This window comes from Streptomyces sp. NPDC056361, assembly GCF_042262805.1.
Lineage (GTDB): Bacteria > Actinomycetota > Actinomycetes > Streptomycetales > Streptomycetaceae > Streptomyces.
This window is the reverse complement of sequence record NZ_JBHJQI010000007.1, coordinates 1-23774: the sequence shown is the minus strand read 5'-3', so window position 1 is coordinate 23774 and position 23774 is coordinate 1. Positions and strand designations below refer to the sequence as shown.

At 71.2% G+C, this 23774-nt stretch carries 20 protein-coding genes, 1 pseudogene and 1 riboswitch; of the genes and pseudogenes, 17 read left to right on the top strand and 4 right to left on the bottom strand.

The genetic code is table 11. The features are described from left to right. Genes ACFCY7_RS03695 through ACFCY7_RS03675 form a run of 5 tightly spaced genes read left to right on the top strand, consistent with a single transcriptional unit; the run spans position 1 to position 5501 of the window. Positions 1-1965 carry a dipeptide/oligopeptide/nickel ABC transporter permease/ATP-binding protein gene (locus ACFCY7_RS03695; protein WP_376480996.1) on the top strand — a complete coding sequence of 655 codons (1965 nt, stop codon included), beginning with the start codon at positions 1-3 and terminating at the stop codon, positions 1963-1965. Continuing rightward, positions 1962-2978, top strand: a complete 1017-nt coding sequence (locus ACFCY7_RS03690; protein WP_376480994.1) for an oligopeptide/dipeptide ABC transporter ATP-binding protein — start codon at positions 1962-1964, stop codon at positions 2976-2978. Before ACFCY7_RS03695 ends, ACFCY7_RS03690 begins: the two co-directional genes overlap by 4 nt. Continuing rightward, entirely contained in the window at positions 2975-3904 is a 930-nt protein-coding gene (locus ACFCY7_RS03685) for a dihydrodipicolinate synthase family protein (protein ID WP_376480992.1), read from the top strand. The genes ACFCY7_RS03690 and ACFCY7_RS03685 overlap by 4 nt, the downstream gene beginning before the upstream one ends. After that, positions 3901-4803, top strand: a complete 903-nt coding sequence (locus ACFCY7_RS03680; protein ID WP_376480990.1) for an ROK family protein — start codon at positions 3901-3903, stop codon at positions 4801-4803. The genes ACFCY7_RS03685 and ACFCY7_RS03680 overlap by 4 nt, the downstream gene beginning before the upstream one ends. Then, positions 4800-5501, top strand: a complete 702-nt coding sequence (locus tag ACFCY7_RS03675) for an N-acetylmannosamine-6-phosphate 2-epimerase (RefSeq protein ID WP_376480988.1) — start codon at positions 4800-4802, stop codon at positions 5499-5501. The genes ACFCY7_RS03680 and ACFCY7_RS03675 overlap by 4 nt, the downstream gene beginning before the upstream one ends. A gap of 84 nt (positions 5502-5585) precedes the next feature. Here the strand turns inward: ACFCY7_RS03675 and ACFCY7_RS03670 are convergent, their stop codons facing one another. Continuing rightward, complete coding sequence (locus ACFCY7_RS03670; protein ID WP_376480986.1) at positions 5586-6746, bottom strand: Rieske 2Fe-2S domain-containing protein; 1161 nt, start codon at positions 6744-6746, stop codon at positions 5586-5588. A 363-nt stretch (positions 6747-7109) separates the two neighbouring features. Here ACFCY7_RS03670 and ACFCY7_RS03665 point away from each other — a divergent pair, with 363 nt between their 5' ends. From ACFCY7_RS03665 to ACFCY7_RS03650, 4 genes are all read left to right on the top strand, one after another. After that, on the top strand, positions 7110-8468 hold the full coding sequence (locus ACFCY7_RS03665; protein WP_376481110.1) for a sialate:H+ symport family MFS transporter: 1359 nt from the start codon (positions 7110-7112) through the stop codon (positions 8466-8468). A gap of 230 nt (positions 8469-8698) precedes the next feature. Beyond that, positions 8699-10714, top strand: a complete 2016-nt coding sequence (locus ACFCY7_RS03660; RefSeq protein WP_376480984.1) for an exo-alpha-sialidase — start codon at positions 8699-8701, stop codon at positions 10712-10714. Between the two features lie 397 nt (positions 10715-11111). Further along, positions 11112-11253, top strand: a riboswitch (SAM riboswitch). Positions 11254-11443: 190 nt separating this feature from the next. After that, on the top strand, positions 11444-12166 hold the full coding sequence (locus ACFCY7_RS03655; RefSeq protein WP_376480982.1) for an IclR family transcriptional regulator: 723 nt from the start codon (positions 11444-11446) through the stop codon (positions 12164-12166). 1007 nt (positions 12167-13173) lie between these two features. Continuing rightward, positions 13174-13983, top strand: coding sequence for a leucine-rich repeat domain-containing protein (locus ACFCY7_RS03650; protein WP_376480980.1), 810 nt, complete (start codon positions 13174-13176; stop codon positions 13981-13983). 371 nt (positions 13984-14354) lie between these two features. Here ACFCY7_RS03650 and ACFCY7_RS03645 read toward each other — a convergent pair whose 3' ends face one another. Further along, complete coding sequence (locus tag ACFCY7_RS03645) at positions 14355-14699, bottom strand: hypothetical protein (RefSeq protein ID WP_376480979.1); 345 nt, start codon at positions 14697-14699, stop codon at positions 14355-14357. 374 nt (positions 14700-15073) lie between these two features. Between ACFCY7_RS03645 and ACFCY7_RS03640 the strand changes: the two genes are divergently transcribed. The 4 genes from ACFCY7_RS03640 to ACFCY7_RS03625 all read left to right on the top strand — a co-directional run bounded on the left by ACFCY7_RS03640 (position 15074) and on the right by ACFCY7_RS03625 (position 16727). Further along, positions 15074-15439 carry a hypothetical protein gene (locus ACFCY7_RS03640; RefSeq protein ID WP_376480977.1) on the top strand — a complete coding sequence of 122 codons (366 nt, stop codon included), beginning with the start codon at positions 15074-15076 and terminating at the stop codon, positions 15437-15439. Between the two features lie 41 nt (positions 15440-15480). Beyond that, complete coding sequence (locus ACFCY7_RS03635; protein WP_376480975.1) at positions 15481-15852, top strand: hypothetical protein; 372 nt, start codon at positions 15481-15483, stop codon at positions 15850-15852. 17 nt (positions 15853-15869) lie between these two features. After that, positions 15870-16244, top strand: coding sequence for a hypothetical protein (locus ACFCY7_RS03630; RefSeq protein WP_376480974.1), 375 nt, complete (start codon positions 15870-15872; stop codon positions 16242-16244). 147 nt (positions 16245-16391) lie between these two features. After that, positions 16392-16727 carry a transposase gene (locus tag ACFCY7_RS03625; protein ID WP_376481108.1) on the top strand — a complete coding sequence of 112 codons (336 nt, stop codon included), beginning with the start codon at positions 16392-16394 and terminating at the stop codon, positions 16725-16727. A gap of 412 nt (positions 16728-17139) precedes the next feature. On the opposite strand, the gene ACFCY7_RS03620 is transcribed toward ACFCY7_RS03625, so the two are convergent. Further along, positions 17140-17736, bottom strand: a complete 597-nt coding sequence (locus ACFCY7_RS03620) for a DUF1349 domain-containing protein (RefSeq protein ID WP_376480972.1) — start codon at positions 17734-17736, stop codon at positions 17140-17142. A 671-nt stretch (positions 17737-18407) separates the two neighbouring features. Between ACFCY7_RS03620 and ACFCY7_RS03615 the strand changes: the two genes are divergently transcribed. From ACFCY7_RS03615 to ACFCY7_RS03605, 3 genes and pseudogenes are all read left to right on the top strand, one after another. Continuing rightward, positions 18408-19100 (top strand): D-Ala-D-Ala carboxypeptidase family metallohydrolase, encoded by a 693-nt coding sequence (locus ACFCY7_RS03615; RefSeq protein ID WP_376480969.1) that lies wholly within the window; start codon positions 18408-18410, stop codon positions 19098-19100. A 109-nt stretch (positions 19101-19209) separates the two neighbouring features. Beyond that, positions 19210-19689, top strand: a pseudogene (locus ACFCY7_RS03610) (hypothetical protein); the annotation flags it as partial. Between the two features lie 529 nt (positions 19690-20218). Continuing rightward, positions 20219-20776 (top strand): hypothetical protein, encoded by a 558-nt coding sequence (locus tag ACFCY7_RS03605; RefSeq protein WP_376480967.1) that lies wholly within the window; start codon positions 20219-20221, stop codon positions 20774-20776. 168 nt (positions 20777-20944) lie between these two features. On the opposite strand, the gene ACFCY7_RS03600 is transcribed toward ACFCY7_RS03605, so the two are convergent. After that, the gene (locus tag ACFCY7_RS03600) at positions 20945-21667 is read right to left on the bottom strand and encodes a TetR/AcrR family transcriptional regulator (RefSeq protein WP_376480965.1); all 723 of its coding nucleotides are present in this window, start codon (positions 21665-21667) and stop codon (positions 20945-20947) included. Between the two features lie 178 nt (positions 21668-21845). Here ACFCY7_RS03600 and ACFCY7_RS03595 point away from each other — a divergent pair, with 178 nt between their 5' ends. Further along, positions 21846-23582, top strand: a complete 1737-nt coding sequence (locus ACFCY7_RS03595; RefSeq protein ID WP_376480963.1) for an amidase — start codon at positions 21846-21848, stop codon at positions 23580-23582. Positions 23583-23774 lie beyond the last annotated feature (192 nt).

The following is a 23774-nucleotide window of genomic DNA, read 5'->3' as shown; positions in this document are numbered from 1 at the left end:
ATGTTCACCGGTCGCCTCGCCCAGAGGCTCTCCCGCCCCGGCATCCGCTTGCGGACCCTGCCCCTCGCCTCGCGCACCGCCCTCGGCATCCTGCTGCTCGTCACCGCCGCCGCCGTCTTCGCGCCGCTCATCGCCTCCGACCCGCTGGCCACCGGCGCCCCGGTCCGGGCGCCCGGCGCCGAGCACTGGTTCGGCACCGACCGCGTGGGCCGCGACGTCTTCTCCCGGGTCGTGTACGGCGCCCGCTACTCGCTCGTCATCGGCCTCGGCGCCACCGCCCTCGCGGTCGTCGGCGGCGCGCTCCTCGGCGCGCTCGCCGCCACGTCGCGCAAGCTCGGCGACGAGTCCGTCATGCGCACCCTCGACGTGATCATGTCCTTCCCGCCGATCGCGCTCGCCGCCGTCCTGGTCGCCGTCTTCGGCCCCAGCGTCCCGGTGATCATCGGCACCATCGCCTTCGTCTACGTGCCCTCGCTGGCCCGTGTCGTCCGCGCCAACGTCCTCGCCCAGTACGGCGAGGACTACGTGGCCGCCGAGAAGGTCATCGGTGCCCGCCGCGGCCACATCGTGCTGCGTCACGTCGCCGTCAACTGCGCGGCCCCCGTCATGGTCTTCGCGACGGTCCTCGTCGCCGAGGCCATCACCTTCGAGGCGAGCCTCTCCTTCATCAGCGCCGGCGTGCAGGACCCCGACCCCAGCTGGGGCAACGTCCTCGCGTACGGGCGGCAGATCCTGCTCTCCGGCGGGTGGTGGGCCACCTTCTTCCCCGGCGTGGTGCTGCTGATCACCGTCCTCGCCCTGAACATCCTCTCCGAGGGGCTCACCGACGCGTCGGCCGCGCCGAAGTCGGCCCGCGCGGAGGACGCCCCCGCGAAGCGGGAGTCGGCCCCCGAGGCGGATCCCCGCTCGCGCGGGGAGATCGACGCGGCCCTCGCCAAGCTCGCCGAGGTCGTCCGGACCACCCCGCCCTCCGCCCGGCCGGTCCCCGACGACGCGGCCGAACTGCTGGTCGTCAAGGACCTCGCGATCCGCTTCCCGGACCGGTACGGCGAGGTGAACGTCGTCGACGGCATCTCCTTCACCGTCCGCGAGGGCGAGACCCTCGGCCTGGTCGGCGAGTCCGGCTGCGGCAAGTCCATCACCAGCCTCGCGATCATGGGCCTGCTCGCCCGCAACGCCGAAGTGTCCGGCACCGTCGAGTACCGCGGCCGGGACCTGCTGTCGATGGACCGCAAGGAACGCCAGGCGCTGGCCGGCCCCGAGATCGCGATGGTCTACCAGGACGCCATGTCGTCCCTCAACCCCTCGATCCTCGTGGGCAAGCAGCTGGGCCAGCTCACCTCACGCGGCGGCACCCGGACCCCGGCCGAACTCCTCGAACTCGTCGGCCTGGACCCGAAGCGCACCCTGCGCAGCTACCCGCACGAGCTGTCCGGCGGCCAGCGCCAGCGCGTCCTCATCGCCATGGCCCTCTCCCGCAGCCCCAGACTGCTCATCGCCGACGAGCCGACCACGGCCCTGGACGTCACCGTCCAGGCCCAGGTGGTGGAACTCCTCGTCCGGCTCCGCGACGAACTCGGCTTCGCGATGGTCCTGGTCTCGCACGACCTCGCGCTCGTCGGTGACCTCTCCCACCGGGTCGCGGTCATGTACGCCGGCCAGCTGGCCGAGGTCGGCAGCACCCGCTCCGTCCTCCAGGCCCCCACGCACCACTACAGCCGCGGTCTGCTCGGCTCGGTCGTCTCGCTGGAGGCCGGCGCGGCGCGGCTCCACCAGATCCACGGCGTGGTCCCGGCCCCGAAGGGGTTCGGTGCCGGCTGCCGGTTCGCCTCGCGCTGCGAGGCGGCCACGGAGCTGTGCCGGACGACGCCACCGGAGCTGACCGCGCCCGCCGGCCGGGCCCACGAGTTCGCCTGCCATCACCCGGCGGCGAGCGCCGAGCTTCAGAAGGAGGAGGTCCGATGATCCGCCTGGAGAACGTCCACGTCCGGCACAAGGCCCGCGGCGGCGTCTTCCGCCGCGACTCCGTCCACGCCCTCACCGACGCCTCGCTGGAGGTGAAGAAGGGCGAGATCCTCGGCCTCGTCGGCGAGTCCGGCTGCGGCAAGTCCACGCTTGCCCGCGTCCTCACCGGCCTCCAGGAACCCACCGAGGGCACCGTGCACTTCCGCGGCGAGGACCTCTGGCGGATGCCCGCCGCACGCCGCCGCAAGGAGTTCGGCGCCGCGGTCGGCGTCGTCTTCCAGGACCCCTCCACCGCGCTCAACCCGCGCATGTCCGTGGGCCGCATCCTCCGCGACCCGCTCGACGTCCACCGGCGCGGCACCGAGCGGCAGCGCGAGGAGCGCGTCGAGGAACTCCTCGATCTCGTCGGCCTGCCCGGCCACACCCTGCGCGCCCTGCCCGGCCGGCTCTCCGGCGGCCAGCGCCAGCGCGTCGCCATCGCCCGCGCGCTCGCCCTGGAACCGGACGTCATCGTCGCCGACGAACCCACCTCGGCCCTCGACGTGTCCGTCCGCGCGCAGGTCCTCAACCTGCTCGTGGACCTACGGGCCCGGCTCGGCCTGGGCATGGTGTTCATCTCCCACGACATCCAGACCGTCCGTCACCTCTCCGACCGGCTCGCCGTCCTGTACCTGGGGCGGATCGTCGAGGAGGGCCCGGCCCGCGCCGTGTCGGCGGCGCCCACGCACCCGTACACCGAGGCGCTGTTCTCCGCGACCCCGAGTCTGCTGGAGCACACCGAACGGATCATCCTGACCGGCCCGGTGCCCTCCGCCGTCAACCCGCCCAGCGGCTGCCCGTTCCGCACCCGGTGCCGGAAGGCGGACGACGCCTGCGCGACCGCCTTCCCTGCGGCCGACGGCGACGCGGACGGCCACCGCTGGCACTGCGTCCACCCGCTGACGGACGGCGCCCCCGTTCCCTCCCCCTCCCGTTCCGCATCCCACGCACACATCGCCAGGAGCACGTCGTGAACACCCGCACCCCCCGCTTCACCGGAGTCATCCCGCCCGTGGTCACCCCCCTGACCGCCGACGGCGAGATCGACACCGCCTCTTTGGAGCGGCTCGTCGGCTTCCTCCTCGAAGGCGGGGTGACCGGCCTCTTCGCCCTCGGCAGCTCCGGTGAGACCGCCTACCTCACCGACGCCCAGAAGGACCTCGTCGTCGACACGATCGTCCGCACCACCGCCGGCCAGGTGCCCGTCGTCGCCGGCACCATCGAGCAGACCACCAACCGCGCGATCGAGCGCGGCCTGGCCGCCCTCAAGAGCGGTGCCGACGCCGTCGTCGCCACCGCCCCCTTCTACACCCGCACCCACGAGACCGAGATCGACCGGCACTTCCGGCTCATCGCCGACGCCGTCGACCTCCCCCTCCTCGCCTACGACGTGCCGGTCTGCGTCCACAGCAAGCTCTCGACGGACCTCGTACTGCGGCTCGCCGCCGACGGCGTCCTGGTCGGCGTCAAGGACTCCAGCGGCGACGACGTCGGCCTGCGCTACCTCTGCCTGGGCGCCCGGGAACTCCCGGAGTTCTCCGTGCTCACCGGCCACGAGGTCGTCGTCGACGCCATGCTCCTCGGCGGAGCCGACGGCGCCGTCCCGGGCCTCGGCAACGTCGACCCGCACGGCTACGCCCGCCTGGACGCGCTGGCCGCCGCCGGCGACTGGGCCGCGGCCAAGGCCGAACAGGACCGCATCGCCAGGCTCTTCGAGATCGTCACCGTCGCCAAGCCCGGCACCGCCTCCGCGACCGCTGGTGGCCTCGGCGCCTTCAAGACCGCCCTCAAGGTACGCGGAATCATCGACACCAACGTCGTCAGCCCCCCGATGCGCCCGCTCGACGCGGACGAGACCGCGCGCATCGCGGAGATCCTGGAGCGGGCGGGCCTGCGATGACCCTCGTCGCCGGAATCGACATCGGCGGCACCAAGACCGCCGCCGGCCTCGTCGACGCGAACGGCACCGTCCTCGCCCGCCGCACACTGCCGACCCCGGCCGCAGACGGCCCGGCAGCCGTGGTCGCCGCGGCGGTCCGGGCCGTCCGGGAACTGGGCGAACCGGTGGCGGCCGTCGGCGTCGGCAGCGCCGGCGTCGTCGACCCGGCCGCCGGCCGGATCGTCTCGGCCACCGCCGCCCTGCCCGGCTGGGCCGGAACCGAACTGCGTCGGGACCTGGAACAGGCCCTCGGCGTCCCCGTCGCCGTCGACAACGACGTCCATGCCCACGCGCTCGGAGAGGCGTGGCTCGGGGCGGCCGCCGGGCACCGCCACGTCCTGCTGGTCGCGGTCGGCACCGGCATCGGAGCCTCACTCCTGAGGGACGGCCGGGTGCACCACGGCGCCCGGTACGTGGCCGGGCACGCGGGTCACGTGCCCGTGCCCTCCGCCGCCGGGGTCCCCTGCACCTGCGGCGGCACCGGCCACGCGGAGGCGGTCGGCAGCGGTCCCGCGCTGCTGGCGGCGTACACACGGTCGGCACCGGATCCGGCCTCCTCGCTGGCCGAGGTCTCCGCTCGGGCCGCCGGGGGCGAGGAAGCGGCCCTCCGGGTCCTGGCCTGGGGCGCGAGGGCGCTCGGCGAGGCCTTGGGCGGGATCGTCAACATGACCGATCCCGAACTGGTCCTCGTCGGCGGCGGCGTCGGCAACTGCGGCCCCGAGTGGTGGGAGCCGCTGCGGGAAGCGTTCACGGCCGAACTCCTGCCTCCGCTGAAGGGCGTGGAGCTGCGGCCGGGTTCGCTCGGCGGCGACGCGGCCGTCCTCGGCGCGGCCCGCCTCGCGCTGGAGGTCCTGCGATGAGCGAGAGTCCCGCCCTCGGAGTCGTCGAGCGCCTGCGCGGTGCGCTGATCGTGTCCTGTCAGGCCTATCCGGGCGAGCCGATGCGCGACCCCGACACCATGCGCCGGGTGGCGCTGGCCGCCCGCGACGGCGGCGCGGGCGGCATCCGCGCCCAGGGCCTGGACGACGTCCGGGCCATTCGCGGCGCCCTCGGCCTGCCGCTGATCGGGCTGTGGAAGGACGGGTCGGAGGGCGTGTACATCACCCCGACGGCCCGTCACGCCCTCGCCGTGCTGGAGGCCGGGGCGGACGTCGTCGCCCTGGACGCCACCGACCGGCCCCGGCCGGACGGCCGGCCGCTGGTCGAGTCGATCGACGCGGTGCGGGCGGCGGGCGGCCTGGTGATGGCCGACGTGTCCACGTACGAGGAAGGGGTACGGGCCGTCGCGCTCGGCGCCGACCTGGTGGGCACCACGCTCTCCGGCTACACCCCGGCCACGTACGACCGCACGGCAGCCGGGCCGGACCTCGACCTGGTGGAGCGGCTCGCCGGGACGCTGGACGTGCCGGTCGTCGCCGAAGGCCGGATCCACTCCCCCGCCCAGGCGGCACGCGCCCTGGAGCGCGGGGCGTACGCGGTGGTCGTCGGCACGGCGATCACCCACCCCACCACCCTGACCGGGTGGTTCGCGGCCGCCGTGGCGGACGGCCGGATCTGATCCCGTCGCCGGCGGTACGGTCCGGTGCTGCCGGCGACGTCATGGGGCGTGGCCCTCCCGGGCGGAGAGGGCCACGCCCTCCTGTCATGGGGACGCGTTCCCGTGGGCGCACCCGTCCGCGTCCGGGCATTCAAACGGCGAGGCGGACGTGAGGCCGAGCGGGGTGCCGTTCGCGCGCAGCACCTTCCGCACGTCGAGGATCAGCGGGAAGACCTCCTGGTTCCGGTCTTCCCCCTGTTCGTCCCAGGCCCGCTGCTCTGCCTCGACGGCCATCCGGTCCTGGGCGAAGACGCGCTCGGTGAAGCGCCGGATCAGCGGCCAGGCGAGGTGGAGGGCCCCGGGGAGCGACGGCTTCGCGATCATGAGCAGCCCGAACACGCGGCTGACGCGCTGTTCGAGGTCTTCCGGCACGTAGGCGGCCCACAGGGAGAACGCCGCCGTGCCCGACGACTCGGGGACGGCCCGGAGCGTCTGGTACGGGTACTCGGTGCGGATGGTGACCACGTCGGGCGTCGACGCGCCGCCCACGCCCTCGGCGGACAGCAGGCCCGCGCCCCGGTCCTTGCGCCCGCCGGACGGGACGAAGAGGTACCGGGCCTCCACGGAGCGCGGGCCCGTCTCGTACCCGAGGAGTTCGGGCTGGATCCGGCCGAGGACGCCCCGGTGCAGGAACTGGTGGTTCATGTCGAGCAGGTTCTCGTGCAGGAACGAGTAGTGGCAGCGCACGGTGCGCGCGAACATCATGGTCCGGTGCCGGGAGGAGTCCGCCTCGGGGAGCACGGGCAGGGACGCCGCCTCCGCCCGGTCGGGGTCGCCCGGGTAGACGAAGACGAGTCCGTAGCGCTCGCGGACGGGGTAGGCGCGCACCCCGCGCGGTGGCCGGGCGGCGCCCTTGGGCAGGTAGGGGATCTGCGAGATGCGCCCGTTCCCCCGGTAGGCCCACGCGTGGTAGCAGCAGCGGAGCGTCTCGCCCTCCACCACCCCCAGGCTCAGCGGCACCTGGCGGTGGGCGCAGCGGTCCTCCAGGGCGTACACGGTGCCCCCCGCTCCCCGGTAGAGCGCGATGCGCCGGCCGGCGAAGGAGGCCGCTCGGACCTTGTTCCTGGGCAGGCTCGCGGAGCGGGCGACCGGGTACCAGAAGTCCGGGTCGATCCCGACGCGCCGCAGATCCGCCTCGCCCGCCTCCCGGTCGGCGGCCTGCCGACCGTGCCCCGTCCTGCGGATGGCGTTCGTCTCCTCGGGCATCCGTCCTCCCTCTCGCGCCGGCCGTACGCCTCGTGGGCATGCCGGGACCAGCCGAACACGATCCGTTCCGCGGCGCGATTCGTCCTCCGGCGGACGGGCGCCCTGCACCGCACCCTGACGGGCCCTGTCGCCTGACCCTGACGGGCCCCGGTGCCTCACCCTGACGGGCCCGGTCGCTTCACCCGTACGGCCCCCGCCCCGGCCGTACGGGGTGTGGGGGCCTCCATGCGGGACGGCCGCCCGGTCGGGTCGGGCGTGGCCCTCCCGGGGCGGAGCCGACCGTGCCTCATGCTGTCCCCCGTGGACGACGACGCGCGAGGCACCCGCCCCTGGTACCGCGAGATCGGGCGGAGCCGCTGGAAGATGTTCGCCGGTGCCTGGATCGGTTATCTCCTCGACGGGTTCGACTTCGTCCTGATCACCCTGGTGCTGACCGAGGTGGGCGAGGAGTTCGGGCTGGATCCGGTGGAGGCCGCGAGCCTGGTCTCGGCCGCCTTCGTCACCCGGTGGCTGGGCGGTGCGGTGCTGGGCGCGATCGGCGACCGGTACGGCCGCAGGGCGGCGATGGTGCTGAGCATCTGGCTGTTCTCGCTGGGCACGCTGGCCTGCGGCTCCGCGTGGAGCTACGGGAGCCTGTTCGCGGCGCGGATGGTGATCGGGCTCGGCATGGCGGGCGAGTACAGCGCGAGCGCGACGTACGTGATGGAGAGTTGGCCGGCGCGGCTGCGCGGCCGGGCGAGCGGCTTCCTGATCTCGGGCTACTCGATGGGCACGGTGCTGGCGGCGGAGGTGTACAGCGTCGTCGTGCCGGCGCACGGCTGGCGCTGGATGTTCTACCTCGGCGTGCTGCCGGTGGTGGTGGCACTGTGGGTGCGGCGGGCGCTGCCCGAGGCGGAGGACTGGGAGGAGGCGGTCGCGGAGACGGCGACCCGGCCGAACCCCTTCCGGCCCTTGTTCGCGGACCGGCGCCGGGCGGTGGGGAACGTGGTGATGGCGGCGGTGGCGCTGGGGGCGCTGTTCTTGGTGTTCGCCGGCCTCGCGGGGGGATGGACGGCGGTCCTGGCGGTCGTGGCCGGCGCCGTGATGGTGGCGTTCGCCGCGCAGCTGGGCGGGCGGGGCGGCCGAGTGCTGTATCTGGCCCTGGTCGGGACGGTGTTCGCGGCGTTCCTGTACAGCTGGCCGATCCAGGCGCTGTTGCCGACGTACCTGAAGACCGAGCTCGGGTACACGCCGGAGGAAGTGACCCAGGTGCTGTACTTCGCGGGGTTCGGGACGATGGCGGGCTGCTGGCTTTCGGGGTTCACCGGGGACCGCTTCGGGCCCTCGCGGGCGTACGCGTGGACGCTGACCGCCTCGCTGGCGTTCGTGTTCCCGGTGTTCGCGGTCGACGACGACCTGCCGCTGCTCGGCGTGCTGCTGTTCCTGCTCCAGGCGCTGAGCTTCGGCGTCTCCGGGCTGCTGCCGCGCTGGATCGGCGGACACTTCCCCACCGAACGGCGGGCGGCGGGGCTGGGGTTCACGTACAACGTGGGCGCGCTGGGCGGTGCGGTGGCCCCGGTGCTCGGAGCGCGGTTGGCCGAGGGCATGGCGCTGGGGACCGCGCTGGCGGTGCTGACCTTCGGGCTGAGTCTGGTGGTGGTCGTGCTGGTGGGGTTCGACGTGCCGAGGCGGCTGCACCGGCGGGCCGATCCCACGGCGGGAACCGACCATCTGACGGCATGAGGGAGGCCGACACGGAGGGAGGCCAACACTGAGGGAGGCCGATACAAGGCATGAGACGTCTGATGTCCGATGCCGGTTCGACTCTATGCATCCGCCTTGCCCCGCCGCAAGCATCGTGCGGCACGTTCGCCCTGCCCGCCGGAAGGGTTGACGCCGCATCGGCGGCGATCTAGGTTTCGCCACAACGTCTGATGTCCGATGCCTCCCTGTCTTCTGCTGTGGAGGTGCCGGTGAAAACCGCCCGTTCCGTCTCCCTACTCCTCCTGACCGCGCTCGGCGCCGGTCTCCTCGGAGGCGCGCCCTCGACGGCCGCCGAGCCGCCGTCGACCGACACCGCGGCCCAGGCCACCGCGTCCCCCGAACCCCTCTTCGAGAGCACCGTCCTGGCCACCTCCGGCCAGGGCGCCCACACCTACCGCATCCCCGCCCTGGACACCCTCTCGGACGGCACACTCCTCGCCGCCTACGACCGGCGCAACGACAACTCCGCCGACCTGCCGGGCAACCTCGACGTCATGGTCCGCCGCAGCACCGACAACGGCCGTACCTGGACCACCCCGCAGGCGATCGCCGACTTCGACGGCGGCATCGGCGCGGGCGACCCCAGCATGGTCGTCGACCGCGAAACCGGTCGGGTCTTCGTCTTCTACGCGTACGGCCCCAAGGGCATCGGCTTCTTCAACTCCGGGGCCGGCAACGCGAACGACGCCACCGACTCGCTCCACGCCGACTACGCCTACTCCGACGACGGAGGCGTCACCTGGACCACCCGCCGCATCACCCAGGACATCAAGGACCCGTCCTGGAAGGGCATGTTCGCCTCCTCCGGCACCGGCATCCAGCTCTCCACCGGACGCCTGGTGCAGCAGTACGCCTTCCGCAAGGCCGACGGCGGCATCTGGGCGGCCAGCGCGTACAGCGACGACCACGGCGAAACCTGGAGGATGGGCAGCCCCGTCGGGCCGCTGATGGACGAGAACAAGACGGTCGAGCTGGCCGACGGGCGCATCATGCTCAACAGCCGCACCTCCAGCGCGAAGACCCGGCTCGTCGCCTACTCCGACGACGGCGGCATCACCTACTCCACCCCCGTCCCGGACGACGAGCTCATCGACCCCACCAACAATGCCGCGATCCTGCGGTACGACGCCACGGCGGGTGGCCGGCGGCCGGAGTCGCACTGGCTGCTCTTCAGCAACACCGCCAGCACCACCGCCCGCCACAACCTCACGGTCCGGATGTCCTGCAACGACGGCCTCACCTGGCCCACGTCCAAGGTCGTCGAAGCCGGCGGCACGGCGTACTCCACGATGACCCGCCTCGCGGACGGCACCTTCGGCCTGCTGTACGAGTCGGGCCCGTACCAGCGCATCACCTTCGCGCGCTTCGACTCCGCCTGGCTCGGCGCGGACTGCCCGACCGACCAGGGCCACCCGAAGCTCGAAGCCCGGCCCTCCGTCCCCGACGGCCTGCTGACCGCCGGCGGAACGAACACCGTGGAGGTGCGCGTCACCAACCACGGGCACCGGGCGAGCGTGCCCGGCAGCGCCGCACTGCACCTGCCCGCCGGCTGGAACGGGGACGTACCGCAGCGGATCCCGGCGATCCCGCCCGGCGCCACCGTCGCCCTCCGCTTCCCCGTACTGCCCCCGGCGGACACGCCCTCCGGCGAGCAGGACATCACGGTCGCACTCAAGGCGGGCGCCACCACGATCTCCACGACCACGCCGACGCTCGTCGTCGGACGGGACAAGGCGCTCGACTCGACACCCGCGCACGACTTCGACGGCGTCTCGTCGTACACCGACCTGACCTCGTCACTGCCCGATGTCGCCCCACTCACGCGCGGCGTGATCACAGCGCGCTTCCGCACCACGCATGCTCCCCTCGCGGCCACCCTGCTCTCCGCCTCCGACACCTCCGCACCGTCGACCAACGTCACGCTCTCCCTGAACAGCGGCGTGCCCCACTTCGAGGCCCGTGCCGGCGGCGTCTACAGCGCGAAACTCGACGGCACGAAGTCCCTCGCAGACGGACGCGACCACACCCTTGCCGTCGCCGTGACCGACACCGGCACGGTTCTCTACGCGGACGGCGTGCGCATCGCCTCGACCACCACCCCGTCCCTCTTCGGACAGACCCCCGACCTCGACGGCCTGTGGGCCGGGCGCAACGTCGACAACGGCGGCGCGCAGTGGCACTTCGCCGGCCGCATCGACCAGATCTCGATCCACCGGACCGGTTGACGGACCACCCGTCACCATCGCCCGCCGCCCCTTCCCACGACGGAGGGCCCCACCCCCACGCCGCCCCACACCACCCCACGCCGCCCGCACCTCGTCCCACCTGACGACGAGGTGGGGGCGGCACCCCGTACCCCGTGCCCCGCCCCCCTCCCGCAGCCCGCGCCGCGGCGGCGAAGTCGCCCTGCTCGGCGTGCAGGTCGGCGTGCAGGTCGGCCAGGTCGAGGTACAGCGACCTGGCCCGCTCCAGGGCGAGACTGTCGCCGCATCCAGCCCCGGGTCGAGCAGCACGGCGACGACCGCGAGACCCACGAAGCCGACCTCGCCGAAGCGCACTCGACCAGGTCCTGAGCAGGAAGGCGTTGGCAGGTAGCCCCGGGAGTCTTGTATGGTTCCTCGCGAATCATCCAGAGGGGTGGAGGGACCGGCCCTACGAAGCCCCGGCAACTCCCCGTTCGACTTGGCGTTCGATGTTCGCGCCGTGTCGTCGGGGTCAGTGCCAACTCCGGCCCGCGCCAACGTGGCGCGGGAAAAGATGAGGAGACACGGTGCTCTCTGTGCTGCCTTTCGCCCCGGCTCTGTCCGACCCGGGCTTTCCGCGTACCCGTCTCATGATCATCGCGGCATATCAGCCGACCGCCTCGGCCTTTTCCCGCTGATCACCCCTGCCCTCCCCTGAGCGAGGTCGCTGCGAGTCACGGCTCGCAGATCGAGACTGGAGTACCCCTTTTCATGGACATTTCGGATATTTCTAGTGGTGTTGGCGTCCTGGACAAGGCCGCGGTGATCCTCGGTGCGCTGGCGTCGGGCCCGGCCACTCTGGCGGAGCTGGTCGCTTCCACCGGCTTGGCTCGACCGACGGCCCATCGACTCGCCCTCGCACTCGAACGTCACCGACTGGTCGGCAGGGACGTGCGGGGCCGCTTCGTCCTCGGCCCTCGGCTCGGCGAGCTCTCGGCTGCCGCGGGCGAGGACTGCTTGCTCGCCGCCGCCGGTCCGGTCCTCACTTCCCTTCGGGACGCCACCGGCGAGAGCTCGCAGCTCTACCGGCGCCAGGGTGAGCTGCGCGTCTGCATCGCCGCCGCCGAGCGGACCTCCGGCCTACGCGACATCGTGCCGGTGGGGTCCACGCTCCCCATGAAGGTCGGCTCCGCCGCCCAGGTCCTGCTGGCCTGGGAGGAGCCCGAGCGCTTCTACCAAGGACTGCAGGGTGCTCGCTTCACCGCCGCCGCCCTGAGCGGCGTGCGGCGCCGAGGCTGGGCCCAGTCCATCGGTGAGCGCGAGCCCGGCATGGCCTCCGTCTCGGCGCCGGTCCGCGGCCCATCCGACCGCGTCGTCGCCGCCGTCACGGTCACCGGCCCGATCCAACGCCTCACCCGACACCCCGGCGCCCGGCTCGCAAAGGCCGCCGTCGACGCAGCCGACCGCCTCACCGCAGCCGTCTCCCACACCTGACCTCGACAGCACCCCGTGGTGGTTCCGCCTCTCCCCCGGCCGGCGTCGTCTTCAGACTTCCTTGGCCGGATCGTCGCGGGGCTCCCCAGGTCTTGTGCGCCGCACCGAGAAAGACCGCACCGAGGAGGACCTCACCGGTGCAGCTCCCTGGCCTATGCCGACGAGGGCCAGGTACCCGATCCCTCCGTCCGCTTCCAACCACCGCCACCGCAGCAGGGCTTCATGCCGACCCCGACCGATCTGCCGGACTGACGTCCTCCCGATCACGTTGATGGCGCTCTTTGAATGCGGCTCTGACCGAAGTTCCGTGAAATCCCAGGCCAGCGGCATGCATGCAGGATCGCTTCCCTACGGGACGACCTGCGCGTGGTTCTCAGCTAGATCGACGATGCGCTGTTCCCTGGAGTCGATGTTGAACTGGAACGGCTGACCGCCGACCCAGAGGCCGGGCTGGTGGAGGTGGCCGCGTGCGGCCCGCCGACCTGTTGCCCGGGCTGCAGGAGCCCGGAGAGACGGAGGAACTCCCCTACTGGAGGACGCTAGCCGAACGTCCGCTTTGGGGAAGGAAGCTGGCGAGGACGTCTTCGTGTCCGCTTCTTCTGCGACCGCGCCCGGTGCCGGCGGACGACGTTCGCCGAGCAGTCCCCGAGCTGAGTGAGTGCCACGTACATTCCGGCGTCGGGCTGAAGCAGTGGTTACGGGCCGTCGCCACCGAGCTGGGCGGCCGAGCCGACGAACGGCTGTGCCACAAGCTCAGCATCGCCGCAGGCCGGACCCGCCTACTCGGGCTACTGGAAGCGCCCGAGGTACCGGAGCGGGCGCCGGGGGTACTCGGCGTCGACGAGTTCGCCCTCCGCAAGAGCCGCGCTTACGGGACCGTCCTCGTCGACGTCGAGACCGGCCGCGTCGTGGGACGTACTCCCGGACGTTCGAGCACGGCGACGGGTCTGTGCTCTCGCCCGAATAATCATTGAAACGGCCTGCGGCAACCTCCGTATCTTGGGGCCATGACGGACGGGGGAGAGCCGAGGCTCTATGCGAACCGCTGGGGCGACACATCGGACCCGGCCCCAGGCCGGCGCGGGTCCTACAGGGACGTCTGCTCGTGCATCGACCAGTCCAGGCCTCATCCGCGAGCCCGAGTTCGATTTCACACCGAGCGGCAGGACACCTCCGCTCCGGGCTGGCAGCACCTGCTGGAGCTGATCGACGAGGCCGCCGCCGACGGGCGCGAAGAGTTCCGACCCCTGAGTGAGCTCAGCCCGGAAGAGCGACGGCAGATCATCACCCTGCCGCCGAGCATCGCCAGGCTGACGGCGGTCAAGCACCTCGTCCTCTACGGCAGCAACCTGGTCCGGATCCCGCCCGAGATCGGGGCCATGAGCAGCCTGGAGGAGTTCACCCCCTACACCTCCTACCGGCTGCACTGGTTCCCCTACGAGATCACCCGATGCCGGAAGCTGACCCGCAGCACGGTGAGCACGCGCGCGTTGTTCGGCAACTACAAGATGCGACCGCCGTTCCCGCAGCTACCGCCTTCCCCGGAGTCCGTCGTGGACCTTGATCTGGGAAACCTTGATCCCCGACGCTGGGGCGCCACCGCCCTGCACGGCTGCAGTGTCTGCGACCACCCGATCGAAGAGAGTGGACTCCATCAGGTGTGGATCTCACTGCGCGTGGCCACTGACGTGTTGCCCCTGCTGGTCAACGCCTGCTCATCGGCATGTGTCGCCACGCTGCCCGGCGGTGCTCGCGACTACATCCCCACACCGCACAAGGGCGGTCGGGTCGACCAGCCAGCGTCCGACTGGGACTGACCAGCCGAACACCTTCTCGCCCGGCATTCCCCGGAATGACGAAAGCCAGGCGCCTGTGGTTCGAACGTCCGGGCAGGGAAGCTGACGCTGCCGATAGGGGAAATAAGTCATCGTCGACACTACGCACAGTCAACCAGTACACGATCTCTATACGGCTGGCCGCCAACGGATCCGCAAACATCCCTTGCCAGTTGTTCACGGAACTCCGGTCAGAGCCAATTCAACGAGCCTCATCAGGGATACCGTCCTCGACGCTCAGGCTAAGGCGAGTGACCGGGGGCAGTCTGTTGGCGGCGCCTGGATCAGCACCTCCATCAGCGCCCAGCCGTGACCGTGGCCGTGGATGCGGTGTCCGGGCAACAAGCCAAGGGTCAGCTCGGGAGCTGCGGAGCGACGAAACCGTATCCGGGCTCACTCTCGGAAAGGCACCGCGCCCAGGCTGCGCCGATCGGTTCACCGGCGCTGGTCTCCGCAATGAACTCGAAGTCGTCCCTGCGGGGCCAGCCAACGAGGTAATGCGCCGCACGCGGCTCAGCAGCCGGCTGCTCCACGGTGAACCGCTCCTCACCATTCCAGTTGTAAGCCTCAAGCAGAATGCACCAAAGGAAATCGGCGTCACGAGCGGCGGCGGGCGGAGAGGCAGCAAAAGCCTTCGGATCGGGTGCGATGCGGGCCGACGATAGGTCGGCCACCCGCGTACCGGCAAGGAGATACACCACGGGATGCCTGCGCCACCGATCGGCCCCAGAGACCACCGCGACCCTCCGGGGAGCCACCTCAGCCGGGGAACCACCACGGTAAGCGCGGTGGTAAGCCCATCAAGGGCATGGCCAGGACCCCGGCACCACTCAACGGCGCCCACAGCGCGGTACGTACCGGGGAAGCGGGCGGGCGCTGAGCATCGGGCCAGGGGCGGTCGGACTGCCGGGAGGTGGGGTCGCGCGGATCGTCAAGGAAGGCTGCGCGCAAGGCAAAGGGTGGAGGGCTGGGGGTGCATAGATTTCCTTACGAAGTCCGCGTGGGGCCGGTCGGGTGGTGAGCGACCGGTCGGGGGACTTCGCTTGTCCGACCTCTCGCAAAGGATGTCCGTATGTCTCTGCCTGCCCGAGTCGCCCGGGGTGCAGCTGCCACCGCGCTGGCAGCCGGCGGCGTGTTCGGCTTCGCCGGAGCTGCCTCCGCGGGGACCAACGGCCAGCAGATCGAGTTCTACGACCAGCGCGGCGACGTCTACTCCGTCTACCTGTACGGGACCAATCAGAACGGGCAGACCGTCGCGGGCTGCTTCAACACCCCCAACACCGACAACTACCTTTCCGGCTGGTGGTGGAAGGGCGATGTGCGCATCACGTGGTACCCGCAGAGCGGGTGCGGCGGCACCGCCATCGAGCCCAGCCCGGAGACCTTCACCATCCCCGTGTCCCAGGCATCCGACTGGTACACGATCTACGACCTGTGACCGAGCCTTCAGGGCTTCGCGTCGTCGACTGAGGAACACGTATGAACCTCCGCAAGAAGACGGGGGCTGCCGTCGGCATGTTCGCCACGGTCGCTTCCCTCGTGCTGCTCGGCTCAGGGTCCGCGCTCGCCGGGAGCAGTGGCCAGCAGCTCTCTTTTCACGACCGGGTGGGCAACACCTACTCGGTGTGGGTGGACGGCCACAACCAGAGCGGTCAGGCCGTGGCCCGATGCTTCGACAGCCCGAGCCGGGACAACTACTGGAGCGGCTGGTGGTGGACGAGCAACGTCGAGGTCACCGGTTACAGCGGTGGCTGTGGCGGCGATGGCCGGCCCACAGGCAACGTCACCTTCTCCAGCTCCGTCTGGGTTCCCCTCAGCCAGTCCAGCGACTGGACCACCTTCAGCAACTGAACGGGAGAGTTCTTTCCATGAGCATCACCTCACGCCTTGCCAAGGCCGGCGCGATCACCCTGTTCGGCGCCGCCGCCCTCGGCCTCGGCTCCGGCTCGGCCTTCGCCGGCGGCAACGGCCAGCAGATCAACTTCCACGACCGGCTCGGCACCGTGTATTCCGTGTCGATCGCCGGGTCCAACCAGAACGGCCAGTACGTCGAGGGCTGCTTCTCCACCCCTAGCGTCGACAACTACCTGTCGGGCTGGTGGTGGAAGGGCTACGTCGCGGTCGGCGGGTACACCGACGGGAACTGCGGCAAGAGCGGCGGGCGTCTCATCCTGACCAACCCGGCCGCCGGCCCGGTCCCCGAGTACCAGGCCAACTCCGACTGGTACACCATCAGCGACTGACCGGGGTCGAACCACTCCACCGATGAAATCCCGCACCATCGCCGCAGCCTACGGGGTGCCTTTCCGATCATCGGACCGCTGGTCTGGTGGCGAGGGATGGGGAGATTTCTGACGCAGCGTGGGCGGTGATCGCGCCATTGCTGCCACCTGCGGGTCCGGACTCGCGGCAGGTGGCGTGATCACCGCCGGGTGTTTGAGGGGATCGTGTTCAAGTTCCCCACCGGACTGCCCTGGAGGGATCTACCTGAGCGGTTCGGACGTGGCAGACCGTCCACGGACGGTTCGCGCGCTGGGCCGCCGACGGCGCCTTCGACCGTCTCCCGGCAACGGCCCAGCCGCGGGCGGAGGTGGACTGGCTGGTCGCGATCGACTCCACCAACGTGCGAGCCCATCAGCACGCGGCCGCCAAAGGGGGCTCGAAGAACGCGGACTGGGACGCTCCTGCAGTGGGCCGACCAGCAAAATCCACCTCGCCGGCGGTGACGAAGCAGGCCACCCCTGGCCTTCCTCCTCACCGCCGGCAACCGCAACGACTGCACCCAGGCCGAAGCCGCCATCAGCCGCCTCCACGTCTCCAGGCCGGGCCCGGGCAGCCCCCCGCACCCAGCCCGCCCACGTGGTCGCCGACAAGAGCTACTCGGCCCATACCTTCCGCGCATACCTCCGCCGACGCGGGATCAAAAATGTGAGTGGGCAGGGGCGGAGCTATCGATATTCAGGGAGGGACGCAGGGCGTCGTAGGCGTCGGGCGTGATGGTCCTGATGGCCTGCCTTGCCGTCGAGCTGCTGCGCGGGGTCGGGGTGACCCCGAAGTGGGTGAGTACGGTCGGGGCGATGTCCGTGACCTTGACGTCGTAGCGGCCCGTTCCCGGGGTGAAGCCGGAGCCGCTGGCGATCAGCGTCCGTCGAAGAGGTGCGCCAGCCGCGTCGATGCCAACGTCGTACGGTCGAATCGAACAGTGCAGCCCTGCCCCGTCGGCGACTGAACTTCGATGCCGACTCGCAGGTCGGCCACGGGCCCCAGACTGAACTGGCGCGCCAACCGCCAGGAGCGCCCGTCAATCGACGCGTGGAAGGCGAAGCCGTCGTCGATGCGGCTGATGCGCAGCCATGCCGAGCCGCTGTCGAGATTCCATCCCACCGCATCGTCCGAGAGCCCCCGCGTGACCACGGAATACACAGCGGGTCGGCCGTCGGGTGACTGTTCGAGGTTGAGTTTGGCCCATGTGTCCGCTGCGGACCAGATGACCAGGGCGCCGGCGTCCCAGGGAGCCTGGAAGCCGACGCGGAGGCGGGCCGAGAGCTGCCAGTCTCCCTCGGGAGGAGTGAGGAGGGCGCGGGCTGCGTCGTTCCTGACCTCGCCGGTCAAGGGGTTGGCGAATACATCTGTACCGGCACCCGCCTCCACCACCAGCGCATCGCCGTCGAGTGTCAGCGAGGCGGGGCGGATCGGCCAGTGCCGAGGGTCGGCGAGGATGGATTCCAAGGTCATGTCATTCACTCTGATATTGGCGGCTCACCAGTTCAAGAGGCGACTGAGAAGATCCAAGAAGTGATCCGAAAGTCCAGGCGGCACCCCGTAGCACCCACCCTCGTAAAGCGTCGAGCACGACTCCGCCGCGGCCAAGCGCCGCGCCTGAGATCCACCCGCCCCTTCCCGCCCCGCAGTCCGGGTGTCGGCGTACGCGTGACTTCGAGGAGTACGCCGACCGTGGACGTGTGCAGCGGGGAGATGGGGCGCCGATGAAGACGGCGATGGCCAGGGAGGCAGCCGGCTGAGGTGCGGCGGTGCGGGTGGCCAGGTGGTAGGCCACCTGGTCGAGAGCGTAGGCGCGTTCGGGATGCAAGGGCGGGCGCGGCTGGGGTGGGGCAGTGGCGGGCGGGCGGGAAAGTTCGGTTCATGTTCTGACGCCCGCCGACGCCCCGTGCTGCTCGCGTCCGCCGCCGGGGAAGGGTCAGGTGCGTCATCCCGTTCGTCCGGGCGCCATTGGCTCGACAAATGACGCCCGCTCCGGCGTGGTTGACGCGCGTCGACCGGGCCGTCAGTCTCGGGGGGACTCTCACCCCTGGGTCACCTCGGATTCGTGAGGCCATGGAGGATCGATGTCTAGACGCCCCCTGAGTTCCCTGCCACTTCGCCTACTCCTTTCACTTGTCATGATCATGGCTGCTTCGTTGGGTGGGGTGGTCGCCACCGCGGGCACCGCCCAGGCCGACGGCTGCTATACCTGGTCGCGCACCCTCTCCCAGGGCGCCTCCGGCGCCGACGTCACGGCACTGCAGATTCGAGTGGCCGGGTACCCCGGCTACGGCGGGGTACTGGCGATCGACGGCGACTACGGCCCCGGAACGGCAGCCGCCGTCAAGCGCTTCCAGGCCGCCTACGGGTTGGCCGCCGACGGAGTCGCGGGCCCCGCGACCTTCAGCAAGATCTACGCGCTCCAGGACGACGACTGCACCCCCATCCACTTCTCCTACGCCGAACTCAACAACTGCAACACCACCTGGGCCGGCGGCGCCGTGAGCGCGGCCACCGCCAAGTCCAACGCCCTGCGCACGATGTGGAAGCTGGAGGCCCTGCGGCACGCGCTCGGCGACCAGAGCATCCGCGTCACCAGCGGCTTCCGCAGCCAGGCCTGCAACGACGCGGTCGGCGGCGCCACCTCGAGCCGCCATCTCTACGGAGACGCGGCCGACCTGGGCTCCGGACCCCACTCGCTGTGCCTGCTGGCCCAGCAGGCCCGTAACCACGGCTTCAACGGCATCCTCGGCCCGGGCTACCCCGGACACAGCGACCACGCCCACGTCGACCACCGGGACGCCCGCTTCTGGTCGGCGTCCAGCTGCGGCATCTGACGACGCATCTGACAACACTACGGCGTTCCTCGTATTCCCAGACCCGGGCACCGGACGGCCCGACATCGGATCGCGGGACGCCGTCGACCGCTGACACCCTGCCCGCACGGACAACGCGGAAGTACTCCTCGTCGGCGGGCGGGCAGGGGTCGGCAAAACGACCGCGGGATGGGAAGTCTCGGCGCTGCTGTGCGCCGCGGCCGCCTCCCGCGCCATCGTCGACGGCAACTTCATCGGGCAGGTGTACCCGGCTCCGGCGGACGACCCCGACCGCTCGGGAATCACCGAGATCAATCTGAAGGCCGTGTGGGCGAACTTCTCCCACTGGGGCTGCCAGCGTCTGATCCACACGAACAGGGCCAGTGTGCTGCCCGAGGCCACCGGCATGTTCGAGCGGGCCATGGGCGCCGGTGCACGTGTACGTGTACGGATCGTGCGCGTACTGCTCACCGCATCCGACACCACCGCCCGTGAACGGCTCATGGGCCGGGAACTCGGCTCGGGACTGGAGCAAGAGTGGGCCCACAACGTCCGCACCGCGCGACTCGCCCGGAAAGGACTCGATGGTGAGAGTACCGCCGAGCTGACGGGTGCAGGTCCGGACGGCGGGGAGGCCAGTGGCCGCACATGCCTGCTGGCCCACCGCCCCTCCCCTCCCTCCCCTTGTCCCGCGCGGCGGCGGGTTCAGCCTCGGGGCTGCTCGAGCAAGACGCTCGATGCGGTGCCGTCGACGTGGCAGCGGACCGTAAGGCGGTGCCACCAACCGCCATGAGAGCTTCGTCCTCTTCGCGTTCGGGCGCGGCAGAGAGCTGCAGGCAGCGTGGTAGTCCACGGTGGCACCGGATGTGGCCTCGTCGACTGGAACGGACTCCCCTCATCTGCAGCAGCATGGGCCTTTCGTCTGCGGGCCCCGGACGGAAGGCAGGCGGAGCATTGGCGCAGGACTCCCGAGGTGCCTCGTGTCTTGCAGGTTTGCTGGTGCGACGGGGTGGGACAGTGGAATCCGGCGGCCGGTCGGCTGGGTCGCGGCCGGACCTTCTCGACGCCCGGACTCGAACAGGAGCTCTTGATTGCGCTTCTACGCCCAGACACCCGCACGCCGAAACCGTCAGGTGCTTGTGGACCTGATCGCCGTAGCTCTGATCAGCGCCGCCGTGTGGGCGGCCTTCGCCGTCCGCGAGGCGATCCTGCTGCTGGCCGAACCAGGGCGCAAGGTGGAGAGTGCCGGCGACAGCCTCGCCGAGGAACTCGGCAATGCGGGAGACGCAGCATCGGACGTGCCGCTCATCGGCGACATCCTGAAGAAGCCACTCCAGGCCGCGGCCAGCGCCGGCTCCGGCTTCGCCGACGCGGGAGTGTCGCTCCAGGAGACCGTCAGCCAGGTCGCCAATGTGATCACGACGGCCCTCATCCTCATCCCGGTGCTCTTCATCCTGCTGCTGTGGCTCCCGCCGCGTCTGCTCTGGATCCGGCGCAGCAACACCCTGCGCCGCCTCGCGGAAGCTCCCGGAGGCGCGGACCTACTCGCCCTGCGCGCCCTCACCGGTCCGCCGAGCACACTCGCCGGGCTCCCGACCCCGCCAGGCGGATGGGCCGACGCCTGGCGTCAGGGAGACCCACAAGCCATCGCCGACCTCAGCATGATCACCCTCAACCGCGTCGGACTCCGGCCCTGACGCAGGGCCCCCACCCCACCCCTTCGGCTTGGGACTCCGAAGTGGCGGAAAGGCCGGTCGGCGTCCTCGTCGTGAGGCGTACGAGTCACAACGAGGACGCGTCGGCCGTTCCGGCGCAGTGAGCGCGGTCAGTCCTACGCGCTTCGGAATCAGGCGCTCCTCCCGTCGTCAGCCCTGACCGGTGGGACGCAGTTCGCGGTGGAGGGCGGCGAGTGCGAACGCGTGGGGGGAGGTGCGCTGCCAGCGGGACCGGCCGAACATCACGTCTTCGGCGAGCCCGCTCAGCATGGCCACGGCCCGGATGGTGAACTCGGGGAGGTCGACGGCGGCGAAGTGTCCCAGGTCCCGGCCCTCGCGAAGGATGGCTTCCAGGCGCTCGTCCCAGCCGTCCAAGAGTTCGGTGAGGATCTTTCGGCCTGCTTCATCGTGGCGCTGGGCCAGTACCTGTGTCCACAGCGCGTAGCGTTCGTCGCCTTGGTGGCTGGGCAGGTAGAAGCGGACGAACAGGTCCAGTTTCTCGGCGGGAGATGCGGCCTTGTCGGCGGCCTGCTGGTACCGGGCCCAGAGGTCTGCTTGGCTCCACGCGAGGACTTCGAGCAGGAGCCGGTCCTTCTTGCCGAAGTGGTAGAGGATGTGCCCGGTGCTCATGCCGGCCCGCGCGGCGATGTCCGACATCCGCAGCGCCGCTGTGCCCTTCTCGGCGATGACGCTGATGGCGGCCCGCATGGCCCGCTCCCGTGCCTCGTCCCCGCTGGGCTGACGTTTCCTGTCGATCGGGACCCGGGCCGCGGGCCGCGAGGTCGCGCCGGTCTCGACGCCTGCCGACTCGGTCGCACCTTTCGACGCGGGCAGGCGGTCGGGCAGTGCGGGGCCGGTCTCTGACGTCGGCATGAGCTCACTTTCCGTTCCGGAAATCCAGGTCCCAAGTCTAGGTTCCGAGAATCTAGACCTTTAGTCTAGACTGAAAATCTAATCAGAGCGATGGGGTGTGCGACGGCCGGCTGCTGTGCGCGGTCGCCCCGACGGCCTGTGGCCCGCCTGCCCTACTCACCACCCGGGAGACACCCTCATGACGCGCGGATTCGATGTCGTGGAGACCTGTATCGCCGACCTGCGCGCAGCGCTGGAGAAGGGCGACACGACCTCGGTCGGGCTGCTAGACGCCTACCTCGCGCGGATCGACGCGTACGACCGGCCCGGCACGGCCACCGCCCTGAACGCGATGGTCGTGATGAACCCGCATGCCCGGGCGGAAGCGGAGGCCTCCGACGCCCGCCGCGCCCGCGGTGAGACGCTGGGCCCGCTGGACGGCATCCCGTACACCGCCAAGGACAGCTACCTCGCCGAAGGGCTCACGGCCGCGTCCGGCTCCCCGGCGTTCGAGCACCTCGTCGCCCAGCGCGACGCCTTCGCCATCGAGCAGCTGCGCGCGGGCGGCGCGGTCCTCATCGGCCTGACCAACATGCCGCCGATGGCGAACGGCGGCATGCAGCGCGGCGTGTACGGCCGCGCGGAGAGCCCGTACAGCGCCGACTGGCTCACCAGCGCCTACGGCTCCGGCTCCTCCAACGGCTCCGGCACGGCGACGGCCGCATCCTTCGGCGCGTTCGGCCTCGGCGAGGAGACCTGGTCCTCGGGCCGCGCCCCCGCCTCGAACAACGCGCTGTGCGCCTACACCCCCAGCCGCGGCGTGATCTCGGTCCGCGGCAACTGGCCGCTCGTACCGACCATGGACGTCGTGGTACCGCACACCCGCACCATGGCCGACCTGCTCGAACTGCTCGACGTCATCGTCGCCGACGACCCGAACACCCGCGGGGACCTGTGGCGCGCCCAGCCGTGGGTCGAGCTGCCCTCGCCGTCAGAGGTACGCCCCGCCTCCTACCCCGCCCTCGCACCCGCCGACGCCGAGGCCGCCTCCGACGCCCTCGCCGGCAAGCGCGTCGGCGTGCCCCGCATGTACATCAACGCCGACCCCGACGCCGGAACGAACCCCGACGGAGGCATCGGCGGCCAGACCGGGCAGCGCATCGACACGCGCCCCTCGGTGATCACCCTGTGGGAGGCCGCCCGCCGCGACCTGGAGGCCGCCGGCGCCGAGGTCGTCGAGGTCGACTTCCCCGTGGTGTCCCGCTACGAGTCCGACCGCCCCGGAGCACCCTCGCTGCTCACCCGCGGGCTGGTCAGCCGCGAGTACCTCGCCTTCGAGATCGAGGACCTGTCCGCCTGGGCCTGGGACGACTTCCTGCGCGCCAACGGCGACCCGGCGCTCTCCACTCTGGCCGACGTCGACGGCACCCGCATCTGGCCCAAGCAGGAGGGCGAGCTCCCCGACCGGTACGACGGCTTCGACGACACGATCGGCGACTACCCCCGTTTCGTGCGCGAGCGTCCGTACGCGTCCCTCACCGACATGCCGCACCTCGAGCAGGGGCTCCGCGGACTGGAGGAAACGCGCCGCGTCGACCTGGAGCAGTGGATGGACGGACTGGGCCTGGACGCCGTGGTCTTCCCCGCGGTAGCCGACGTGGGCCCCGCGGACATGGACGTCGACGTGGCCTCCGCCGACCTCGGCTGGCGCAACGGCGTCTGGGTCGCCAACGGCAACCTGGTCCCCCGCCACCTCGGCATCCCGACCGTGACCGTGCCCATGGGCACCATGACCGACACCGGCATGCCCGTCGGGCTGACGTTCGCCGGCCGCGCCTACGACGACAACGCCCTGCTGTCCCTCGCAGCGGCCTTCGAGACGACCGGCACTCGGCGTACGGTACCGCCGCGCACGCCGCGCCTGTCGGCCGAGTGACCTGACCGAGGCTCCGGGCGCATCGCAACAGCCGGCGGCGGAAGCGTGCGGCGGAAGTCTGCAGCCGACGGCACCGTGGGGAGGGGGGGGGGTTAGGGCCCCCCCCCCCCCCCCCCCGGTAAACCGCCCCCCCGAGCCCCCCCCGCGCCCCCCCCCCCCCCCCCCCCCCCCCCCCCTTGTAAACCGGAAGGT

Excerpts from the sequence above, each read along its gene's own strand:
- ACFCY7_RS03695 (WP_376480996.1), top strand. The coding sequence starts at position 1 with ATGTTCACCGGTCGCCTCGCCCAGAGGCTCTCCCGCCCCGGCATCCGC.
- ACFCY7_RS03690 (WP_376480994.1), top strand. The coding sequence starts at position 1,962 with ATGATCCGCCTGGAGAACGTCCACGTCCGGCACAAGGCCCGCGGCGGC.
- ACFCY7_RS03680 (WP_376480990.1), top strand. The coding sequence starts at position 3,901 with ATGACCCTCGTCGCCGGAATCGACATCGGCGGCACCAAGACCGCCGCC.
- ACFCY7_RS03675 (WP_376480988.1), top strand. The coding sequence starts at position 4,800 with ATGAGCGAGAGTCCCGCCCTCGGAGTCGTCGAGCGCCTGCGCGGTGCG.
- ACFCY7_RS03670 (WP_376480986.1), bottom strand. The coding sequence starts at position 6,746 with ATGCCCGAGGAGACGAACGCCATCCGCAGGACGGGGCACGGTCGGCAG.
- ACFCY7_RS03665 (WP_376481110.1), top strand. The coding sequence starts at position 7,110 with ATGTTCGCCGGTGCCTGGATCGGTTATCTCCTCGACGGGTTCGACTTC.
- ACFCY7_RS03655 (WP_376480982.1), top strand. The coding sequence starts at position 11,444 with ATGGACATTTCGGATATTTCTAGTGGTGTTGGCGTCCTGGACAAGGCC.
- ACFCY7_RS03650 (WP_376480980.1), top strand. The coding sequence starts at position 13,174 with ATGACGGACGGGGGAGAGCCGAGGCTCTATGCGAACCGCTGGGGCGAC.
- ACFCY7_RS03640 (WP_376480977.1), top strand. The coding sequence starts at position 15,074 with ATGTCTCTGCCTGCCCGAGTCGCCCGGGGTGCAGCTGCCACCGCGCTG.
- ACFCY7_RS03635 (WP_376480975.1), top strand. The coding sequence starts at position 15,481 with ATGAACCTCCGCAAGAAGACGGGGGCTGCCGTCGGCATGTTCGCCACG.
- ACFCY7_RS03630 (WP_376480974.1), top strand. The coding sequence starts at position 15,870 with ATGAGCATCACCTCACGCCTTGCCAAGGCCGGCGCGATCACCCTGTTC.
- ACFCY7_RS03620 (WP_376480972.1), bottom strand. The coding sequence starts at position 17,736 with ATGACCTTGGAATCCATCCTCGCCGACCCTCGGCACTGGCCGATCCGC.
- ACFCY7_RS03615 (WP_376480969.1), top strand. The coding sequence starts at position 18,408 with ATGGCTGCTTCGTTGGGTGGGGTGGTCGCCACCGCGGGCACCGCCCAG.
- ACFCY7_RS03600 (WP_376480965.1), bottom strand. The coding sequence starts at position 21,667 with ATGCCGACGTCAGAGACCGGCCCCGCACTGCCCGACCGCCTGCCCGCG.
- ACFCY7_RS03595 (WP_376480963.1), top strand. The coding sequence starts at position 21,846 with ATGACGCGCGGATTCGATGTCGTGGAGACCTGTATCGCCGACCTGCGC.